This is a genomic window from Paenibacillus sp. JT31N17 (assembly GCF_056269255.1).
In genome coordinates, this window is sequence record NZ_JBWDNP010000009.1 from 162,302 (window position 1) to 179,556 (window position 17,255).

The following is a 17,255-nucleotide window of genomic DNA, read 5'->3' on the forward strand; positions in this document are numbered from 1 at the left end:
TTCCCTATGGCTTCATCTCGGAGGCGACCTCGTTTGTAATTTCCCGGCCGCCCGCTGCGTACCATTGATCGACAAAGCTGTCAAAATCTTCGACCGGCCGCTCACCCATAATAATTTTGATCAGCATTTCAGTTTCCATCTTCTGAAGGTTGGACCATTTGGTTGCCATTGTCTCCGTTTGGCCGAAAAATGCCGCTGGTATAACTTCCAGGTTACTGTCAACCGCAGCCGTCGTGCCGACAATGCGCGCCTGCTCTTCCATATAGGCGTTAATATCCTTCTTCGGATGTTCCCTATTTGCCTTGATCCGTTCGAAGGCGCCCTCGAAGCCTTTGAGCGAAATGAGGCTGGGATCATCCGCTTTAAGCGCCTTGTTCAAATCGGCCAGCAATATACCGATGGAATTATGATAATCGACAGCAATCGGAATCAACATCGTGCCCCAGCCCATGCCAGGAGAATGCTCGTTCCATTGCTTATAGGATGCAGCGCCGGCCTCGCCGTTGCCCCGTAGACTGTCGTAGCCGGCGTTAAGCGCCTTCACGATCGCTTCCGGATGAGCGAACTTCTTGCTTACGACAACTATGCCGGCCAGCGGATCGTTCTCGATTGTCGTCAGCTTCCCATCGTTGTTGACGGGTGCGGAGACCGCAATCCAATCCGCATCGGGATTGTTCTTGACCGCATCGGTCTGCCCGCCCGCCGGCCACCAGACACCGAAATACATGCCAAGCTGTCCGGAAGCGAGCAGGGCGTCGCGATCGCTGTCTTTGCGGATAGCGAATTCTTTGTCCAGAATGCCTTGCGCGTACAGATCGCGCATCAGCGACAGCGCCGGCTTCATGCCGTCCATGACCGAGCCGTAAACCGGCTTGCCGTCCACGTTCACCCAGGAACCGGGATAAGCGCCGAAAACGGAGAAGACCGTATCAAGGCCGAACCTTGAATTGTAGCCACTGTAAACGTTGCCTGCCGCGGACAGGCCGATCGTTTTGCCCGGCCCGTTGCCCCCGGGATCCTGCTCTACGAACTGTTTGGCAACATTGATGACGTCATCCAGCGTCCTGGGAGCGTCGAGATGCAATTTGTCCAGCCAGTCCTTGCGTATCCAGAGCACATTTTGACAATAGCCGATATTCGTCGCCGGTATGCCCATCAGCTTGCCGTCTACCGTCACTTCATCGAACAGACGGTCGCCGTAGGTATCGTATTGCTCCTTCAGAAATGGAGAAATGCTGGTGTTGTACGCTTTCGTCATATCCCAAATCAGGTCGTTGTCGATGAGCTGCTTGAATATTTTTCGATCCACCACCATCATGTCGGGAATATTCTGCGAGGCGATCGAAAGTGCGATCTTCTGAGCGTAATTGTTTGCATCCACTTCCCAGGCGATCTTCGTTTCAATGTTCATCTGATCTTTGACGTAACGGGTGAAGTCGTTGTTGGCGAAATCGTCGCCTTCCGGGAAGTTTTCCGAGCCTTTGATGACCCCCTTCGTAAAGGAAACGGTTTCTTTATAAGGTGTGTAGGGATCCCAGGCCGTGTTGTCCGCGTCCACCGCCGAGCCGTCCGATGCTGCCGAAGGCTGGTCTACCGGCTTGTTGCCATTTTTGCTGCAAGCCGCCAGAGCCAACGTCATAGCAATTGTTACAATTAATAGTGATAACGTTTTCAAAAATACCACCCTCCTTGTCAATTGGAAACATACAACGTTGTATTAAATTCATTATATTTTGTTCGGAGATGCCTCTCTATAACAATTGTTTCAGAAATCTATCAATTATTTCATGACAAATGTTCGGTGAAAAAAACAATCGGTCCTTGCATATGTTCAAAAGGCAGGCAGAAATTGATAGATGCAAAGAAAAATGAAAAGCGGTTGGTGCATATATTTACAAAATCTACAAGTTGAGTTGAAATTGTACAAATAAACAGACGTTATTATTAAGCCGACTCAGGAAAGAATAGCCATATTACCCAGATGGAAGGAGGGGGGCGTATTTTTTGTACTCGCCTTGATTTTTTATGACCAAAATAATTGAAAGGGAGGAATTTATAGCTTAATCGGAATAGGCGAGGAGCCCATAAAATGGCATATTCTATTCTTTTGTCCTGGGAGTCTGTTGAAAATACGATGAACAGGAAGTGTTGAGAACAAATGAAAAATGATAGAGAAGTACAAGAAGAGAAAAAGCAAAAGCTTGAAAATATCTTTGTCTTTGATCAAGAAATAGATCGCCGTACCTTTTTGCAAAAGACAACCAAGCTGGCTGGAGCTGCTTTCGCTTTAACCATGTTGAACCCGATTGGAAGTGTATTGGCAGCTTCGGACGATCCCGATCATTCCAATACTCTTTCCCAAAAGAAGTTTATTTTTCAGTTTGGTCTCGTGGCGGACGCTCAATATGCCGATATCGATACGCCGTCCGGTTCAACACGTTATTACCGGGCTTCACTTGGCAAGCTTGCGGAAGCGGTTAGAACCTTCAACGAAAACGATGTCACTTTCACCATCCATCTTGGCGACATCATTGACCAAAACGCTTCCAGTTTTGCAAAAATTCTACCTGTCTACAATCAGGCTAAAGGGCCAAAGTACCATTTGCTTGGAAATCATGACTATGCAATGGATGCCAAAAAGGTGGCCGACCTGCTAGGCATGCCTAATTTTTATTATGATTTCAGCTATGAGGGTTGGCGATTTGTGGTGCTTGACACGAATGACCTCAGCTTATACGCAAATCCTGTAAATTCTGAGAAACACCAACAGGCCAAGACGGTGTTAGATGTATTGACCTGGAGTGGGGCGGAAAACGCCCAGACTTGGAACGGTGGTGTGGATTCGGTTCAAATGACTTGGCTGCAGGATATACTTGCAAAGTCTGTCAAGGCTGGAGAAAAGGTAATCGTTATCGGTCATCACCCGATCGCTCCACTGAATGTTCACAACGCTTGGAATTACGAAGCTCTGGTCAAGGTGCTGGGGTCCTCCGGAAATGTAGTTGCCTACTTCAATGGTCATAATCATGAAGGCAACTATGCGGAGCAGAACGGAATCTATTTCGTAAACTTCAAAGGTATGGTAGAGACCGCCAACACTAATGCGTATTCAATGGTCAGGGTATATCCAGACAGGTTAGAGATTAAAGGATATGGACGGGAACCGGACCGTGTACTAAAGATTGGCAAAATACGTCATGCAGAAACCGCCAAAGAGGTTCAACACGCGTGACCGATATTTTTGAAGCAGATAAAAGAAATCACAAGGAGTCGATGTTGTGGACAAGGGAAGAAGATTGAATACAAATGAAAAGGGGCCGATGTAATGAGCAAGGATAAACTATTCAAGGATCTGGAACAACGCTTTCGGGAAGGCAAGATGGATCGCCGCGATTTTCTCCAGGCAACAGGAAAGGTCGCAATCGCATCGCTTGGATTGACGATCGCCGCTTCACTTCAAGGGGGTTTTGTCGATGCAGCGCCGAAATTTTCAGCGTATCCATTTACTTTAGGGGTGGCGTCCGGTGACCCTTGGCAGGATAGCGTTGTGCTGTGGACCCGCCTTGCACCAGACCCGCTGAATGGCGGAGGCATGACAGGCAGCGACGTTCCTGTCAAATGGGAAGTGGCCATCGACGACAAATTCCGCAAGGTCGTGCGTGAAGGAGCAGGCTTTGCCAGAGCCCAGCTCGGGCATTCTGTCCATGTCGAGGTGGATGGACTGAAACCGAACCAAGTCTATTACTACCGCTTTCAAGCCGGAAAGGAAATCAGTCCCACAGGCCGGACGAAAACGCTGCCGGCATACGGATCTCACGTTTCGAAAATGACATTTGCTTTTGCTTCCTGCCAAAACTACCCAACGGGATACTTTACCCCTTACCGGCATATGGCGGCGGATGAATTGGACCTCGTCTTTCATCTGGGCGATTACATTTATGAGGGTCCCGGCCCCAACCAGAATACTCCAAGCCCACGGTACCATAACGGTCCCGAAATCATTACACTTGACGATTACCGCAACCGCTACGCGTTGTACAAAAGTGATAGCGACCTGCAAGCTGCACACGCCAAGTTCCCATGGGTGGTTGCGATGGACGACCATGAAGTCGAGAACAACCACGCCGGTCTGATCCCTGAGGCCAATCAGCCGATCGAACCTTTCCTGGCCCGCAAGGCTGCGGCATTCCAGGCTTATTATGAAAATATGCCTTTAAGAAGCGCTTCCCTGCCAAGCGGATTCACCATGCAGTTGTACAGACATTTTAATTACGGTGACCTGGCTAATGTTCATGTACTTGACACCCGCCAATTCCGTGATGATCAGGCGAGTGGCGACGGACTCAAGCCCCCAACACCCGAATCCACGAGTGTGGAACGCTCGATTATGGGCGAAGAGCAGGAGCAATGGCTGCTTTCAGGGCTCAATCAATCGCAAGCGCAGTGGAACATTATTCCGCAGCAGGTGTTTTTCTGTAAGAGGGACTACCTGATTGGAGAGGGGGAAGAGTTCAGCATGGACGGATGGGATGGCTATTCCGCCAATCGTGACCGGATTCTTAACTTCGCCAAACAGAAGAACCTTTCCAATCTTGTTGTCCTGACCGGGGATGTTCACTCAAACTGGGCTTGCGATATCAAGGCGGATTTCAACAACCCGGATTCCGGCATCCTTGGAGCCGAATTTGTCGGCACTTCCATAACCTCCGGAGGAGACGGTACCGATATTACCGATGCCCAAAAAGCCATACTTGCGGAAAATCCGCATATCAAGTTCTATAATAACCAGCGTGGTTATGTACGCTGCACCGCTACGCATGAAAGTTTTCAGGCGGATTACCAGATTGTTCCGTTTGTTACCCGTCCCGGTGCCGGGATTTTCACCCGTGCTTCCTTCCTGATGGAAAAAGGCAAACCGGGATTGCAGAAAATTTACGATGCTGCGGTCACAGTATAGAGAACGACTGGATTTAAGCCCGAAAAGAAAACCGTCAGCCACAGCATCCAAAAAAGCTGTGGCTGACCTATAATAGTCTGAGGAGATGAATGGTTATGCCGTTTGGAAACATTGGAATTGGCGGTCTTGTCTTGATATTGGTTATAGCGCTTATTATATTCGGGCCTTCCAAGCTTCCTGAGCTTGGACGAGCTGTCGGCAGAACGCTAAACGAGTTTAAAGGTGCTACGCGCGGACTCGTTAATGGCGATACTGCTGATGAAGGAAAGAGCGATACTGAGTCTTCGAAGTCATCTATTGAGGTTGGCAAGTAGCATGGGTACGGACAGCAATAAACAGATGAATGTAATGGAACACCTTGAAGAGATGCGGAAGAGGCTTATTCGAACCTTGCTTGCGTTTCTTGTCGCAATGGTTGCCTCTTTCCTCTATGTGCGGGATATCTATCAATGGCTCGTGCGCGGAATGGATAAGAAGCTGGTTATTCTTGGACCGTCTGATGTGATGTGGGTCTATTTTATGATAGCGGGCGTGTTTGCACTCGCAGTAACCATCCCGATAGCCGCTTATCAAATCTGGAAGTTTGTGAAGCCGGCTCTTTCCGAGCAAGCTCGGCGAGCAACTCTCTTGTTCATTCCAGGATTGACAATATTGTTCATGATTGGCATCAGCTTCGGTTATCTTATTTTATTTCCAATGGTGCTCTCCTTCATGAATCAGATGGCAGCGGCTGATTTTAATGCGATGTATACAGCGGATAAGTACTTTACGTTCATGATTCATATGACCGTGCCGTTTGGTTTGCTGTTTGAAATGCCTGCGGTCGTTATGTTTCTGACCCGTCTTGGCATTCTGAATCCGAATCGCCTTGCCAAAGCGCGTAAACTCGCTTACTTCTTGCTCCTAATCGTCGCTGTTGCGATTACACCTCCGGATATTTTATCCGATCTGGTTGTAACGGTACCATTGTTCTTGCTGTACGAAATCAGCATCGCGATTTCCAAGGTCGTGTACCGGAAACAGCTGAATCTTCAGAGCGAGTAACGACCCGGACTAAGTGTCCTCATCTTTAATTTTATGAATACCCATAATAAATGGACGCTAACGAAATTGCGGTCATACTTTTTTTTCAAACAAGTAAAAGTCAAGCAGTTTCTGCTTGTCAGGCTGTCGAGAAAGTCTCGACAGCCGTTTCTATGTCCATCTAATTTAACACGTCTTCGCGTTAATATGATATAGTATACTCCTCTTGGACAATTACAGGAATTGTTTGAGCGGGATGTTAAACGCATGCAATTCATCAACCCTGGTGATTGAGAATCTTTTATAAGTGTTCTTTTAGAAATAGCTTAACGAACCAAGGAGCAAGTTGCCGGCTGCTATTACCTGGATAGCATGGGTTTTGAGATGGCCTTGAATTGCTTTACCCGTCGTTCAAAAAATAATATTTTCACATGATGTAGAAATCCATTAATCTGGCTCGTCATTATTGTGAAGACATCGTGAAACAACCCACTTTGAACGTTGAGAGGAGCAATAACCATGAATTACACATTGTTAATGTATGAAACGACAGAGGATTTCGCCAAACGAACCGATCCGGTTCACAAGGAGGCGTATACCGCAAGCTGGGCCCATTATGTCACAGCGCTGCTCGATTCCGGCATTGTTGTAAGCGGTGCAGGTCTCCAGCCCCCGGAGACCGCGACCACGCTTAGCCTCAGGGGTGGTGAACTGCTGGTTCAGGATGGCCCGATCACCGAAACCAAGGAGCAAATTGGCGGTTTGATGATCATCGACGTGCCAGATTTGGACACCGCATTGGAATGGGCGGCTCGTTGTCCCGGCAGCTCGGTTGAGGTCCGCCTCAACTTGCATCCGATTTCGAAATGAGCGCCATGCAAACTCGTCAAATAATCGAACAGACGGCCCGTGAATCCTACGGCCGTCTGGTTGCATTTCTGGCCGTTCGTTGGCGCGACCTGGCCGCGGCGGAGGATGCGCTTGCCGACGCCTTTCTGGCCGCGCTGGAAAAATGGCCCGCGACCGGAGTGCCGGACAAACCAGAGGCATGGCTGCTCACCGCTGCGCAGCGCCGGCTGATCGACGGCACCCGGCATGCCCGCGTGCAAGCCGGTGCGGAGCAAGCTTTGATCACAATGACAGAAGACGCACAGCAATGGGCTGGAACCGGGACATCTTTCCCGGATGAACGGATCAAGATGCTGTTTATTTGCGCTCATCCCGGAATCGATCCTGCTGTGCGCACGCCGCTTATGCTCCAGTCCGTGCTTGGCCTTGATGCGGCTCGCATTGCTTCGGCTTTTGTCGTTAAGCCTGCAACGATGGGGCAGCGCCTTACCCGGGCTAAAGCTAAACTGAAGAGCGATGGCATTAGATTCGACTTGCCCGGTAAGGATGAATGGCCGGAGCGACTTGATGCCGTGCTTGAAGCCATCTATGCAGCCTATGGAAGCGGCTGGGATGATATAGCCGGCATAGATCCGCGCCGGAAGGGTCTGGCCGAAGAAGCGATATTCATGGGAAGGCTGATTGTGCGATTCATGCCGGGGGAACCCGAAGCGCTCGGATTGCTGGCTCTGATGTTGCACTGCGAAGCGCGCCGCCATGTGCGGCGCGGGGAGGCAGGCGGCTATGTGCCAATATCCGAACAGGATCATTCACGTTGGTCGTTCGGGATGATCGAGGAAGCGGAGCATTGCCTTCGCACTGCCGCTCAAGGGAAGCACATCGGGCGGTTCCAGCTTGAAGCGGCGATTCAATCCGTACATGCTCAGCGTGCCTGGACTAGCCGTACGGAATGGGAAGAGATTGCTCTTCTGTACGAGGGGCTGGTGGGCATCGCTCCAACGATCGGCGCAATCGTCGGCCGCGCGGCAGCTGTTGCCGAAGCGCGCGGCGCTGAATCCGGGATGGCGCTGTTGGATGAAATACCGGCAGAAGCGGTTAAGAGCTATCAGCCTTATTGGGCGCTGCGCGCCCATTTGTTCAAAAAGATGAAGAGATTCGAGGAGGCTCGCGCTGCATACAGCCGAGCCATCGGATTGTGCATGGATCCATCCATTCGAGCGTTTCTGGAGAAGCAATCCGCCGACTGTTAATTGTTTCGTTTGAATGTCAGGCAGACTCCCCGCTATCCATAGCGTAGGTCCAAAATTAGGCGCAGCTTTAACGGGCTTAAAAAAGCTGCGTCTTGTCCAATCAGCGATTGAATCAGGATGCTTCTGGAGTGGCCAGTGTTACGGAAAATCCAAGGTTCTCTAGCTTTCGAACGGTCAGTTTAACGATGGCGTCTTGGTGCCGTTTAGAAGTTAAGTTGTATTTGGATCGGAATTACAAACCAGATCGCTATAACGTTGGATGGAATTGTGGCCATGTAGGAGGGAAACATATTTTTCATTCACATTACATGTAATTCTCTGTTATGCTGACGAAATATTAGCGGGAAAAGGATTCATTGCTTATTTAAAATTGATCAGAAAGTCGATTAAGCCAACGGATTACGCTAGCTTAACAAAAGTCATGTGACGAAGGAGCTGCCGCGGCAGTTCCTTTGCTTCTTCGCAAAATTGATCTATAGGTACTAATGGGGCGTGAGCTATAATACGAACTGGCAAAATAGTTGAAATACATGGTACACCTTCTTTGCTGTGCCCCGAGGATCGGCTGTTTAGCCTTCGCTTTCTCCGCTTGTTTTCCGCATAGTCTCCGCAACGTATTCCTGTTCCTGCCGTGTTTCCGCCGTATTTCCTTTATGCCCGGCATGATTCGGAAAGTGGCAACTTTCGTCGTCCTGCGCAGTCTATTAGGTAGAGGAAGAGGGAGGGGACGTTTTGCCGGAAGATAGCGATACGCTGAAATATGTGTCTTCGCTCTGCTCCGCCGATTTCCGGCGAGTGATGGAGGAATACGGAGACGATGTGTGGAGCTACGCCTACTTTTTGACCGGGAACAAGGATACCGCCGACGAGCTTGCCCAGGAGACATTCGTTAAAGCGTTCAGGCGGCTTACCTCCTATCGCGGCGAAAGCTCGGTGAAAACGTGGCTGCTGGTTATCGCCCGAAACAGCTGGTATACGTGGCGCAGATCGGCCTTTATGCGCAAAATCGCGCTTGTCGGTCTGCAGCCCGCCGGCGGCAGGGCGGAATCCGCGGAGGAGGCGTTCATGCGGAGCCTGATGACGGACGATATATGGAATACGGTGCTGCGGCTTCCCGTCAAATACCGCGAAGTGCTGGTGTTGCGCGCCCATTACGTTCTGTCGATGGAAGAGATCGGGCAAACGCTCGGGCTGTCCGTATCGGCCGTCAAGTCCAGATTGTACAAGGCAAGACGGAAGATGTCGCAGCTGATGAAGAGCGGCGGCCATGAAGGGAGCGAACGGTATGAGTATTGAGACGGATTGGGAGAAGAGGCTGAAGGGAAAACCGTTTCGCAAGCCAATGTTTACGGCCGACATGTGGGAGCGGTGGGAAAAGAGAGTCGCTTCTGAGCCGCAACGTTCGGAAAAACGCCTCTTCCACCGCCCGACCGTCGTTCTGGTCATGCTCGCCGCTTTGCTCGCCGGTTCGTTGGCGGCGATTCGATTCGAGCCGGGACTTCTGCGCTCTGCCGGGGAGAAAATCACTGGTCTGTTTGAATCGAGGGCTCCCGTTACGGATACCGTGACGCCGAAAGAGCTGCCGGCCGTCTTTTCGATCGGTGCGCTGCAGCTGGTCCATACGATTGCCAATGACGCGATGGCATGGAGCGCCCATTTCGGCCTCGGCCAGCCGGTTGTCGTCGATCGCGATTATTACAGGACCCGCTCTGAATCCTCCGACCGTCCGGTCGCTCGCGGCGATATCGTGTATTACGAGACGGCCGCGGAAGATGCGGAAACGGCGGCGCGGGAGCCTCATGACATCGCGCGGATCATCGGTCTGCCGGGAGAAACGGTTCGCATCGTGAAAGGGCGAATTTACATTGACGGCCATCCGCTGGAAGCTTTCTACGGCACGGAGAACAGAGGCCGCGAAGACGTGAAGAGGATTGCCGGGACGGATCAGGAGGTTAAGCTGGGGCCGGAGCAGTATTATTTGCTTGGAGACGTATGGTGGAGAAGCTATAACGACAGCCAACTGCGCGGGGCTTTTGCCATGGAGGCGATAATGGGCAAAGTGATCGGCTACTACAGCCCGCCGGACGTGCGGCATACCGACTGGACCGAGCTGTATCGGGAAGGAAGTCTGACGATAAAAGCGGCGCGTTCGGATAGCGGTATCTATCTGCGTTACCTGGTGGAATGGGGCGGCGAGAGCAAGGAGTTCTATTGGACGGGATCGACAAATCCGAGCTATTCTCCGGCGGTGACGATGACCGATCTGGACGGCGACGGGGAGGACGAAGCGGTCGTTGCGCTTGTTATCGGCACCGGAACCGGGGTCGTGCAATCGGAGGTTCACGCTCTCCGGCGGCATATGACCGAAATTCCGGTGGCCGATCCGGTGGTGGTGGCAAGAGCTGCGGCTCAAGCGGCGGAAATAAAACGGAGCAGTGACAAGGTGGAAGTTAAACTGGATATCGGCGGAAAGACTATCGAGAAGACGTACGATGACGACGATGCGGGTATGTGGTTCGACAAACTAGGAATCGGAGCGGTCGTCTACTATAGGATCGAGGATGGCCAGCTCGTGTCCGACATGTCCGTATTTGCCTCTCCCGGTACCTATGTGGCGACGATTACAGCCGAGTACCAGATGAAGGATGGGGTGCTCGTTCCTTCTGTGTTCTCGGCGGGGGAAGGCGAATGACAGAACGACGAAGGACTCCCGCGCTTCATTTTATACGGCGGGCGACGGTCTGCTCAATAAAGTATGGGGCTACGATTAATTCGTTCAACTCCCTCGGTACGATTAAGTTTTCTCACGAATGCTCGCTTATTCGCAGGATTTCACCCTTGTTAGACATGTATGAAGGAAGCTCGGGTTCGTTACGCCTGTCCAAGGGGTGGAGTCCGTTCTTGCTAACGGTACGGGTCGGTGCCCTTTGGTTTAACGCATCCGGTACGCCGTGCTTTCTTTGAGATCCCGCGAATAAGCCAAAACTCGTACAACGAAACGATAGGTATCGATTAAGCTGCTAACTGAAAAGGCAACGTTCAAGGGGGGGAAGCCCAGGAATTCATGCCCGGATACCGCACCGGTCGTGCGTTGGTAATAGCGCCTGCAGCATGCAACCAACTACATGATCGAACAATATTTCCGCAGCGATTATTACTGGCGAGTGAATGGGGGGCTATACTTCTCCATATATCGTGCTCAAACGCCGCACTGGCGGCGCGTGCCAATTGGAACGAAGATTATCTGGCGAAGCTGTTCAAAGCAGCATTTGGGCTTACGCCGAATAAATACGTGCAGTCGATCCGACTAATGGAGGTTAAACGGCTGCTGCGGGAGTCCGCGCTTTCCGTCGAGGAAATCGCCGGTTTGACGGGCTATGCCGATCTTCATTACTTCAGCCGACTGTTGCGCCAAAGAGAAGGGCAGTGGAACGGGGTTACAAATCATAAACCAAAAAAGTCTGGATGCATGTTAGTAACACATTTTCTTCTTTTCTGTACAGAACAAGTTATAATATCTTAAGGGTGGGAGTTACTATTGCTGACTCACTGTGGTCGGTGTTATGTGTTTATTATAAAGCCTGTAGTGACTTTTTGCCGGATGTGGCGACGCAGCGCATCGAACCCCTAGTCGAGGCAGGCAGCCAAGCAATCAAGCGATTCCTCGAATCCCTCAGAGTTTGATGGCAGACTCGCGCTGCATCGCAAGGTTTGATAACGGGCAATTATATATGATCCAAAGGAATGTAAAAAAAATGTAAATGGGGTTGAATGCGGATGGCGAGAGCTGACTGGGCGAACAAAATTACTGAGGTCACATTGTTTGTGGAAGATTTGCATCGGTCGAAGGCATTCTACCAAGAGACGTTCAAGCTTGCGATCATATATGAAGATGAAAGCTGCGCGGTGTTCGATTATGGCAATATAAGCATCAATCTGCTAAATCAATCCAATGCCCGCGAGTTGATTGAGCCGGCGCAGGTTGGTCGCGGCGGAGATGGTGTGCGGTTTCAGTTCACGATTCAAGTGCCAGACGTTGACCGGGTATGCGATGAGCTGGAAGTGCGGGGCGTCAGGTTGTTGAATGGACCGATAACGCGCCCCTGGGGGCGACGGACGGCCTGTTTTGCCGATCCGGACGGGCATGTGTGGGAGATTGCACAGGTGCTGTAATAAATTGGTATTAACGGGGAGAGGATCTGGATGTTGAACGATTCTTTGGCTATTATCGAGCAGTACATGCGGAATCTGGACAGATATTCGATAGAGCAGTTGCGATTTAAATGCAATGAAAACGTATGGTCGGTCGGGCAAATGTATATCCATGTGATCGATGTGGCAAAAGAGTACATCGGGCATATTGAAACATGCACCAAGGCAACACACGAAGAGCCTGAAGGCAAGACGGAAGACGGGAGGAAGGCGCTTGCCGAAAAAGAGTGGCCCAATATCCCTGTGAAACTTGAGGAACCGCCCAACGCGACAAGCAACCCCGAGAGCAAGGATGAAATCATAGCTTGCCTGGAACAGGTGCTAGAGAAGTTGAACTTTTGGGCGGGTTGCGTAGATGAGGCGAATCCGGCTTGCAAGGTGCGCCATGGCTGGTTTGGCTGGCTCAACGCATGTGATTGGTTTGAGATGGTTGGTATGCACAGCAGGCACCATTTGCGCCAGAAGGCGAAGCTGGATGAGAAACTGGCGGAGGCAGGCATAAGATAGCACGATTTACTAAAGATTGAACTACCCTGAAAATAACTCATAGCGCAGGTCCAAAAGAGGCAATAGGAAACTAGACGCAGCTTTAACGGGGATATGCCAGATTTCGAAATCCAGTCTGAAACATTTAGCAAAATAGACTAGGAGGATTAACTAAGATGGAAACAGCCTTATCCATGATGCGCCTAGAAACAGAGCGCCTTATCATTCGTCCTTACCAGGCGAGTGACGGCCGCCAATCTGGCATGCTAACCATATGGAAACTTTTAGCGAACGTACATGGGGGAAACTGGTTTCCGTGGAAGTGGAAAAACATTAACATAACTGGCAGGTTTCAATTGTAGAAAGATATCACGTGTAACCATCAATTATTAAGGAAGGTGACTTGAAAAATGCAACAAGCCATCGTTGTATATTATACTAGTGGAAAGAAAAATAATCTCGATGAATTAAATACACTACTTGAAAATGGCTGGAAAGTAATAAAACAAAGTTCAATGGGTGGAGAATGTGGTGCCGCTGTTTATTCATTAGTAATTATAGAGAAGGCAGATATCGCCGAACATCGATAAGCTAACGGGTATTTAGTGAGGAGCTTGCCGCGCGGCAGCTTCTTTTTCGTTTGTTGAAGTAACGGGTCAGGATAGCTCGATAACAACACCTCATTCTATCTGATTTAAAACCGTTATCAGTGCTACATGTGACAACCGCCCCTTCAGACTATCTTCAATCGGATGGGTCAGTCCGTTTTTCTAAAAAATTTTTTAATTAAAGAAAATATTTTTACTATTAATTTATCAAAGAAGTCACTTAGATATTTGTTGACTAGAAAACCTACCAAAGCAAAGAATAGTGAAATAACTATTATAAACACAAATAATTTTAGTCCTGTTTCTATAGATTCCAATTAGATACAGCGCCTCCTTTTCATTTATCATTATATACTTAATATACTTATATCGGATTTCACATGCACAGTACCACAGAATTTTCTGTCAATGAATACTTGAGTCGGATTCTGACCATTTGAAGAATATTTCAAGCGGAGGACATTGGAAATCATTAATCTTGTCTGACAAAAACAGCCAGCATTTATGTTTTATACTATAGGGCGAGCGGAATTGTAAAACAAAACGTTGTTCTAACATCGGGCATACTTTCAGCCCATATCTTACCGCCTTGATTTTCGACTACTTTTTTACAAATGGCGAGACCAAGCCCTGCGCCGCCATAATTTCTTGAGCGAGATTTTTCAGAACGGTAAAAATGTTCAAATACATGTGACAAATCCTCTTGTGATATGCCTGCACCATTATCTGTTACGGAAATCTTTAAGTAATCACCATCAATATTTGCCTCAATGGTTATCGTTCCGTTTTTATCTACATACCTTTTTGCATTGCTGATTAAGTTATCAAGAACCTGTGCAATGCCATTTTCATTGGCAAAAAGTTGTACCGAAGGAAATGGCTTTATAACATTTAGATTTACCGACTGATCGGCAAATTCAATTTCAATGGGATTAATAACTTTTTCAAGCAGCGCTTTGGAATCGCGGACACAGAACTTCTCTTTTTGGTCATTTATGTCCAGTTGAGAATATTGGAAAAGGCTTTCTATCAAATTATCAAGGCTTTCTGTTTTGTTCTTTATGACAGTGATATACCTGTTGAATTTCTCCTTGTCATGTATGATACCATCCTGTAAACCTTCCACATAACCTTTAATGGAGGACATGGGAGTACGCAAGTCATGTGAAATACTGGCAATCAATTCTTTGCGAGAATATTCAAGAACTGCCTGTTTTTCCAGTGACATTTTTAATTGTTTTCTCATCAAATTAAAAGCAACACATAAATCGCCCATTTCATCGTTATTTTTATAATTAAATACAAACTCAAAATTTCCATCCATTATTTTTTTTGTCGCTAAATTTAATTCTTGCAGCGGTTTTAAAATGCTTGAAGATATAATCCAGCCTAAAATAAGAGCGCAAATGCAAAAAGGAATTAATAGAGCCAATATAATTTGGACAACAGTCCAAACGGAAGGAGTATTTTGCGTATTAAATCCAGTAACCAATACTGCAGACATAGGGAGAATCAACAAGGAGAAGAAGGATATAATCAGCTTTTTCCAAATTCCAATTCTCATTTTCCGCTGCCTCCAAATTTATAGCCAACCCCCCAAACGGTTTTAATAAATTGAGGCGAAGAAATATCATCTTCTATTTTTTCTCTGATTTTCTTAATATGGATTGTTACCGTGTTTAAATCTCCATACTCGTTGATGCCCCAAACATTTTCATAGATTTGCTGGCGGGTTAAAACTTGGTTGGCATGTAACGCCAAGAACCGTAAGACTTCAAATTCCTTCGTTGTAAAATCCACATATTTATCGTTCAATTCTACAGAATAGGCTTTCAAGTTGATTTTTAAATTTTGAAATGACATGACATCGCTCTTGTCGGCAGGTACAGAAAGTTGATTATATCTTCTTAATTGAGCTTTTACCCTTGCTACAACCTCTCCCGGACTGAAAGGCTTAACCACATAATCATCGGCACCCAATCCCAAGCCTAAAATTTTGTCAACCTCTGTTTTCTTTGCACTAAGCATGATAATAGGGATGGATGATTCAGCCCGTATGGTTCTGCATACTTCCATGCCATCTAAACCCGGAAGCATAATATCCAGAACAATAAGTTGCGGCTGGTACTCTCTAAAAAGCTTAATGCACTCTTTTCCATCGGTGCTGATGATTACATCATATTGTTCCTCTTCAAGATAATCTTTTATAAGTTCGGCGATTTCCAACTCGTCATCTACGACTATAATTTTAGTGTTCTGCATAATAATTCCTCCTTATATTTAAATATTATAGCAACACATCCTTTCTTTTCATAAGAATGGCGCTGCCAACGTAAAATAATGCGATATATATTGCGATTATTCCGATCTTAGCAGATATTTGAACCAACGTAGCGCTATTTATAAACATTTCATGAAAGGTATTCATTAAATAGATGATGGAATATTTGCTTATGTTTCCATACCCCTCAAGTAGGGGCGAGATAAAAAATAATGACAACGCTGAACCAATGGTTATACCTATATTTTCGGTTATCAAAGCGATAAATATGACCACCATGCCAAATCCGGCACTTGGCAGTATGGAAGCAATCGCCGATATTATCGTTATAGCAATACTATTCCTGGCAATCGGAACACCTTGAAACAGAAGATGATGACCCCAGTCAAATGTGATCGCCCCAATCATATACGAGGTTATTACCGTAAAGCAGACAATAGTTATTATGGATGCCAGCAGTGCCACAGCTTTAGCACCGATAAACTGAATACGATTGACCGGACGTAAAAGCACCAATTTGAAAGTACCATTTCTATATTCATCCGCAATCATGTCCGCCGCAAGTACAGCGATAAACATAACCATTATAATAGAATTGTTTGCAATCATTTCTAGAGGAAATGATTGGCCGTTGAGCGAAAAGGCAATTTTCCCTTGTGGCATTAATTTATATTGAAAAATTTCTACTGCTTGAATTGCTAAAATAACTCCCATGAAAAGGTAGAATTTTTTTAGGCGAAAAACTTTATATATTTCATTCTTTACCAAGCTTAACATTCAGCCGCCTCCTCAAACTTTTTTTGCAAGTTTAATACAAGATCTCTTTTGTCTTGAATTTATAGAATGTAAATAAAGAGAATGCTGTCAGATAGATTGCGATAATTCCGGTGCTTTGAAGTGCCGGCTTCCAATTGAAAGTATGGACGAAATTTTCATGGAAGTACGCAATGTGATACGCAAGGGAATAGGGAGCGATTTCTTCAAAGACGTTTAAATTTAGTCCAATAGTCATAACTGCCAGGGAACTGATAACGGTTAAACTCATGCTGCTGGATAATAGGGCTATAGAAGTCACAAACAGACCGTATGCCATAAAGGGGAAAATTAATAGAGCATTGGCCCCTAATGTGAGCAATACACCCTCTAAAGGCGTGTACAATTGTCCGGCATATTCTGTTCCACTGCCCCATCCCAAGAAATAGATTCCTATTGCATAAGAGGCGATGATAAAGAAAAGCGCCATAATAGTTATAAATACAAGCAGCGAAGCGATTTTTGCTCTCAAGAGTTGATTTCTGGTGATAGGTCGCAGCAAAGATAACTTTAATGCCCCTTGCCTATATTCATTCGCAATACTATCACCAATGAATATAGGAATGAAAATAATCATAAATTGAGAAAGTATATTGATTAAGATCAGTGGGGCAGATTGCCCATAAGTAAATGTCCAGATTGTCCTTTCTGATCCGGGCTGGTAGTTATGCAAATTCAGAATAAGGACAACTAAAATGATTGCCGCAAAAATATACAGTTTTTTTGTTCTAAAGAGCTTATAAAGCTCATTTTTTAGTAGCTTCATTATTATTAAC

17 protein-coding genes are annotated in these 17,255 nt (G+C 47.3%); 12 read left to right on the forward strand and 5 right to left on the reverse strand.

The features are described from left to right. Positions 1-4: 4 nt before the first annotated feature. Positions 5-1,675 (reverse strand): type 2 periplasmic-binding domain-containing protein, encoded by a 1,671-nt coding sequence (locus tag AC0YOB_RS25020; protein ID WP_475795073.1) that lies wholly within the window; start codon positions 1,673-1,675, stop codon positions 5-7. A 483-nt stretch (positions 1,676-2,158) separates the two neighbouring features. Here AC0YOB_RS25020 and AC0YOB_RS25025 point away from each other — a divergent pair, with 483 nt between their 5' ends. The 12 genes from AC0YOB_RS25025 (at position 2,159) to AC0YOB_RS25080 (ending at position 13,367) form a co-directional block, all read left to right on the forward strand. Further along, a complete protein-coding gene (locus tag AC0YOB_RS25025; protein ID WP_475795074.1) occupies positions 2,159-3,232 on the forward strand; it encodes a metallophosphoesterase in 1,074 nt (357 codons plus the stop codon). 93 nt (positions 3,233-3,325) lie between these two features. Then, on the forward strand, positions 3,326-4,957 hold the full coding sequence (locus AC0YOB_RS25030) for an alkaline phosphatase D family protein (RefSeq protein WP_475795075.1): 1,632 nt from the start codon (positions 3,326-3,328) through the stop codon (positions 4,955-4,957). A gap of 95 nt (positions 4,958-5,052) precedes the next feature. Then, a complete protein-coding gene (locus AC0YOB_RS25035; protein WP_475795076.1) occupies positions 5,053-5,271 on the forward strand; it encodes a twin-arginine translocase TatA/TatE family subunit in 219 nt (72 codons plus the stop codon). Position 5,272: 1 nt separating this feature from the next. Next, on the forward strand, positions 5,273-6,001 hold the full coding sequence (gene tatC / locus AC0YOB_RS25040; protein WP_475795077.1) for a twin-arginine translocase subunit TatC: 729 nt from the start codon (positions 5,273-5,275) through the stop codon (positions 5,999-6,001). Positions 6,002-6,499: 498 nt separating this feature from the next. Further along, positions 6,500-6,850: a YciI family protein gene (locus AC0YOB_RS25045; protein WP_475795078.1), complete on the forward strand. Its 351-nt coding sequence runs from the start codon at positions 6,500-6,502 to the stop codon at positions 6,848-6,850. Positions 6,851-6,855: 5 nt separating this feature from the next. Further along, complete coding sequence (locus AC0YOB_RS25050) at positions 6,856-8,079, forward strand: RNA polymerase sigma factor (protein WP_475795079.1); 1,224 nt, start codon at positions 6,856-6,858, stop codon at positions 8,077-8,079. A gap of 732 nt (positions 8,080-8,811) precedes the next feature. Next, positions 8,812-9,375, forward strand: a complete 564-nt coding sequence (locus tag AC0YOB_RS25055) for an RNA polymerase sigma factor (protein ID WP_475795080.1) — start codon at positions 8,812-8,814, stop codon at positions 9,373-9,375. Beyond that, positions 9,365-10,771 carry a signal peptidase I gene (gene lepB, locus AC0YOB_RS25060; protein WP_475795081.1) on the forward strand — a complete coding sequence of 469 codons (1,407 nt, stop codon included), beginning with the start codon at positions 9,365-9,367 and terminating at the stop codon, positions 10,769-10,771. The genes AC0YOB_RS25055 and lepB overlap by 11 nt, the downstream gene beginning before the upstream one ends. A 372-nt stretch (positions 10,772-11,143) precedes the next feature. Further along, positions 11,144-11,602, forward strand: coding sequence for a helix-turn-helix transcriptional regulator (locus tag AC0YOB_RS25065; protein ID WP_475795082.1), 459 nt, complete (start codon positions 11,144-11,146; stop codon positions 11,600-11,602). Positions 11,603-11,856: 254 nt separating this feature from the next. Continuing rightward, on the forward strand, positions 11,857-12,252 hold the full coding sequence (locus AC0YOB_RS25070; RefSeq protein ID WP_475795083.1) for a VOC family protein: 396 nt from the start codon (positions 11,857-11,859) through the stop codon (positions 12,250-12,252). A gap of 30 nt (positions 12,253-12,282) precedes the next feature. Continuing rightward, entirely contained in the window at positions 12,283-12,798 is a 516-nt protein-coding gene (locus tag AC0YOB_RS25075; RefSeq protein WP_475795084.1) for a DinB family protein, read from the forward strand. Between the two features lie 389 nt (positions 12,799-13,187). Next, positions 13,188-13,367 carry a hypothetical protein gene (locus tag AC0YOB_RS25080; RefSeq protein WP_475795085.1) on the forward strand — a complete coding sequence of 60 codons (180 nt, stop codon included), beginning with the start codon at positions 13,188-13,190 and terminating at the stop codon, positions 13,365-13,367. Between the two features lie 532 nt (positions 13,368-13,899). On the opposite strand, the gene AC0YOB_RS25085 is transcribed toward AC0YOB_RS25080, so the two are convergent. Genes AC0YOB_RS25085 through AC0YOB_RS25100 form a run of 4 tightly spaced genes read right to left on the reverse strand, consistent with a single transcriptional unit; the run spans position 13,900 to position 17,245 of the window. Next, a complete protein-coding gene (locus AC0YOB_RS25085) occupies positions 13,900-14,949 on the reverse strand; it encodes a HAMP domain-containing sensor histidine kinase (protein ID WP_475795086.1) in 1,050 nt (349 codons plus the stop codon). Next, positions 14,946-15,647 (reverse strand): response regulator transcription factor, encoded by a 702-nt coding sequence (locus AC0YOB_RS25090; protein WP_475795087.1) that lies wholly within the window; start codon positions 15,645-15,647, stop codon positions 14,946-14,948. Before AC0YOB_RS25090 ends, AC0YOB_RS25085 begins: the two co-directional genes overlap by 4 nt. Positions 15,648-15,672: 25 nt before the next feature. Continuing rightward, on the reverse strand, positions 15,673-16,443 hold the full coding sequence (locus AC0YOB_RS25095; RefSeq protein WP_475795088.1) for an ABC transporter permease: 771 nt from the start codon (positions 16,441-16,443) through the stop codon (positions 15,673-15,675). A 31-nt stretch (positions 16,444-16,474) separates the two neighbouring features. Then, positions 16,475-17,245, reverse strand: coding sequence for an ABC transporter permease (locus AC0YOB_RS25100; RefSeq protein ID WP_475795089.1), 771 nt, complete (start codon positions 17,243-17,245; stop codon positions 16,475-16,477). Positions 17,246-17,255: the final 10 nt, after the last annotated feature.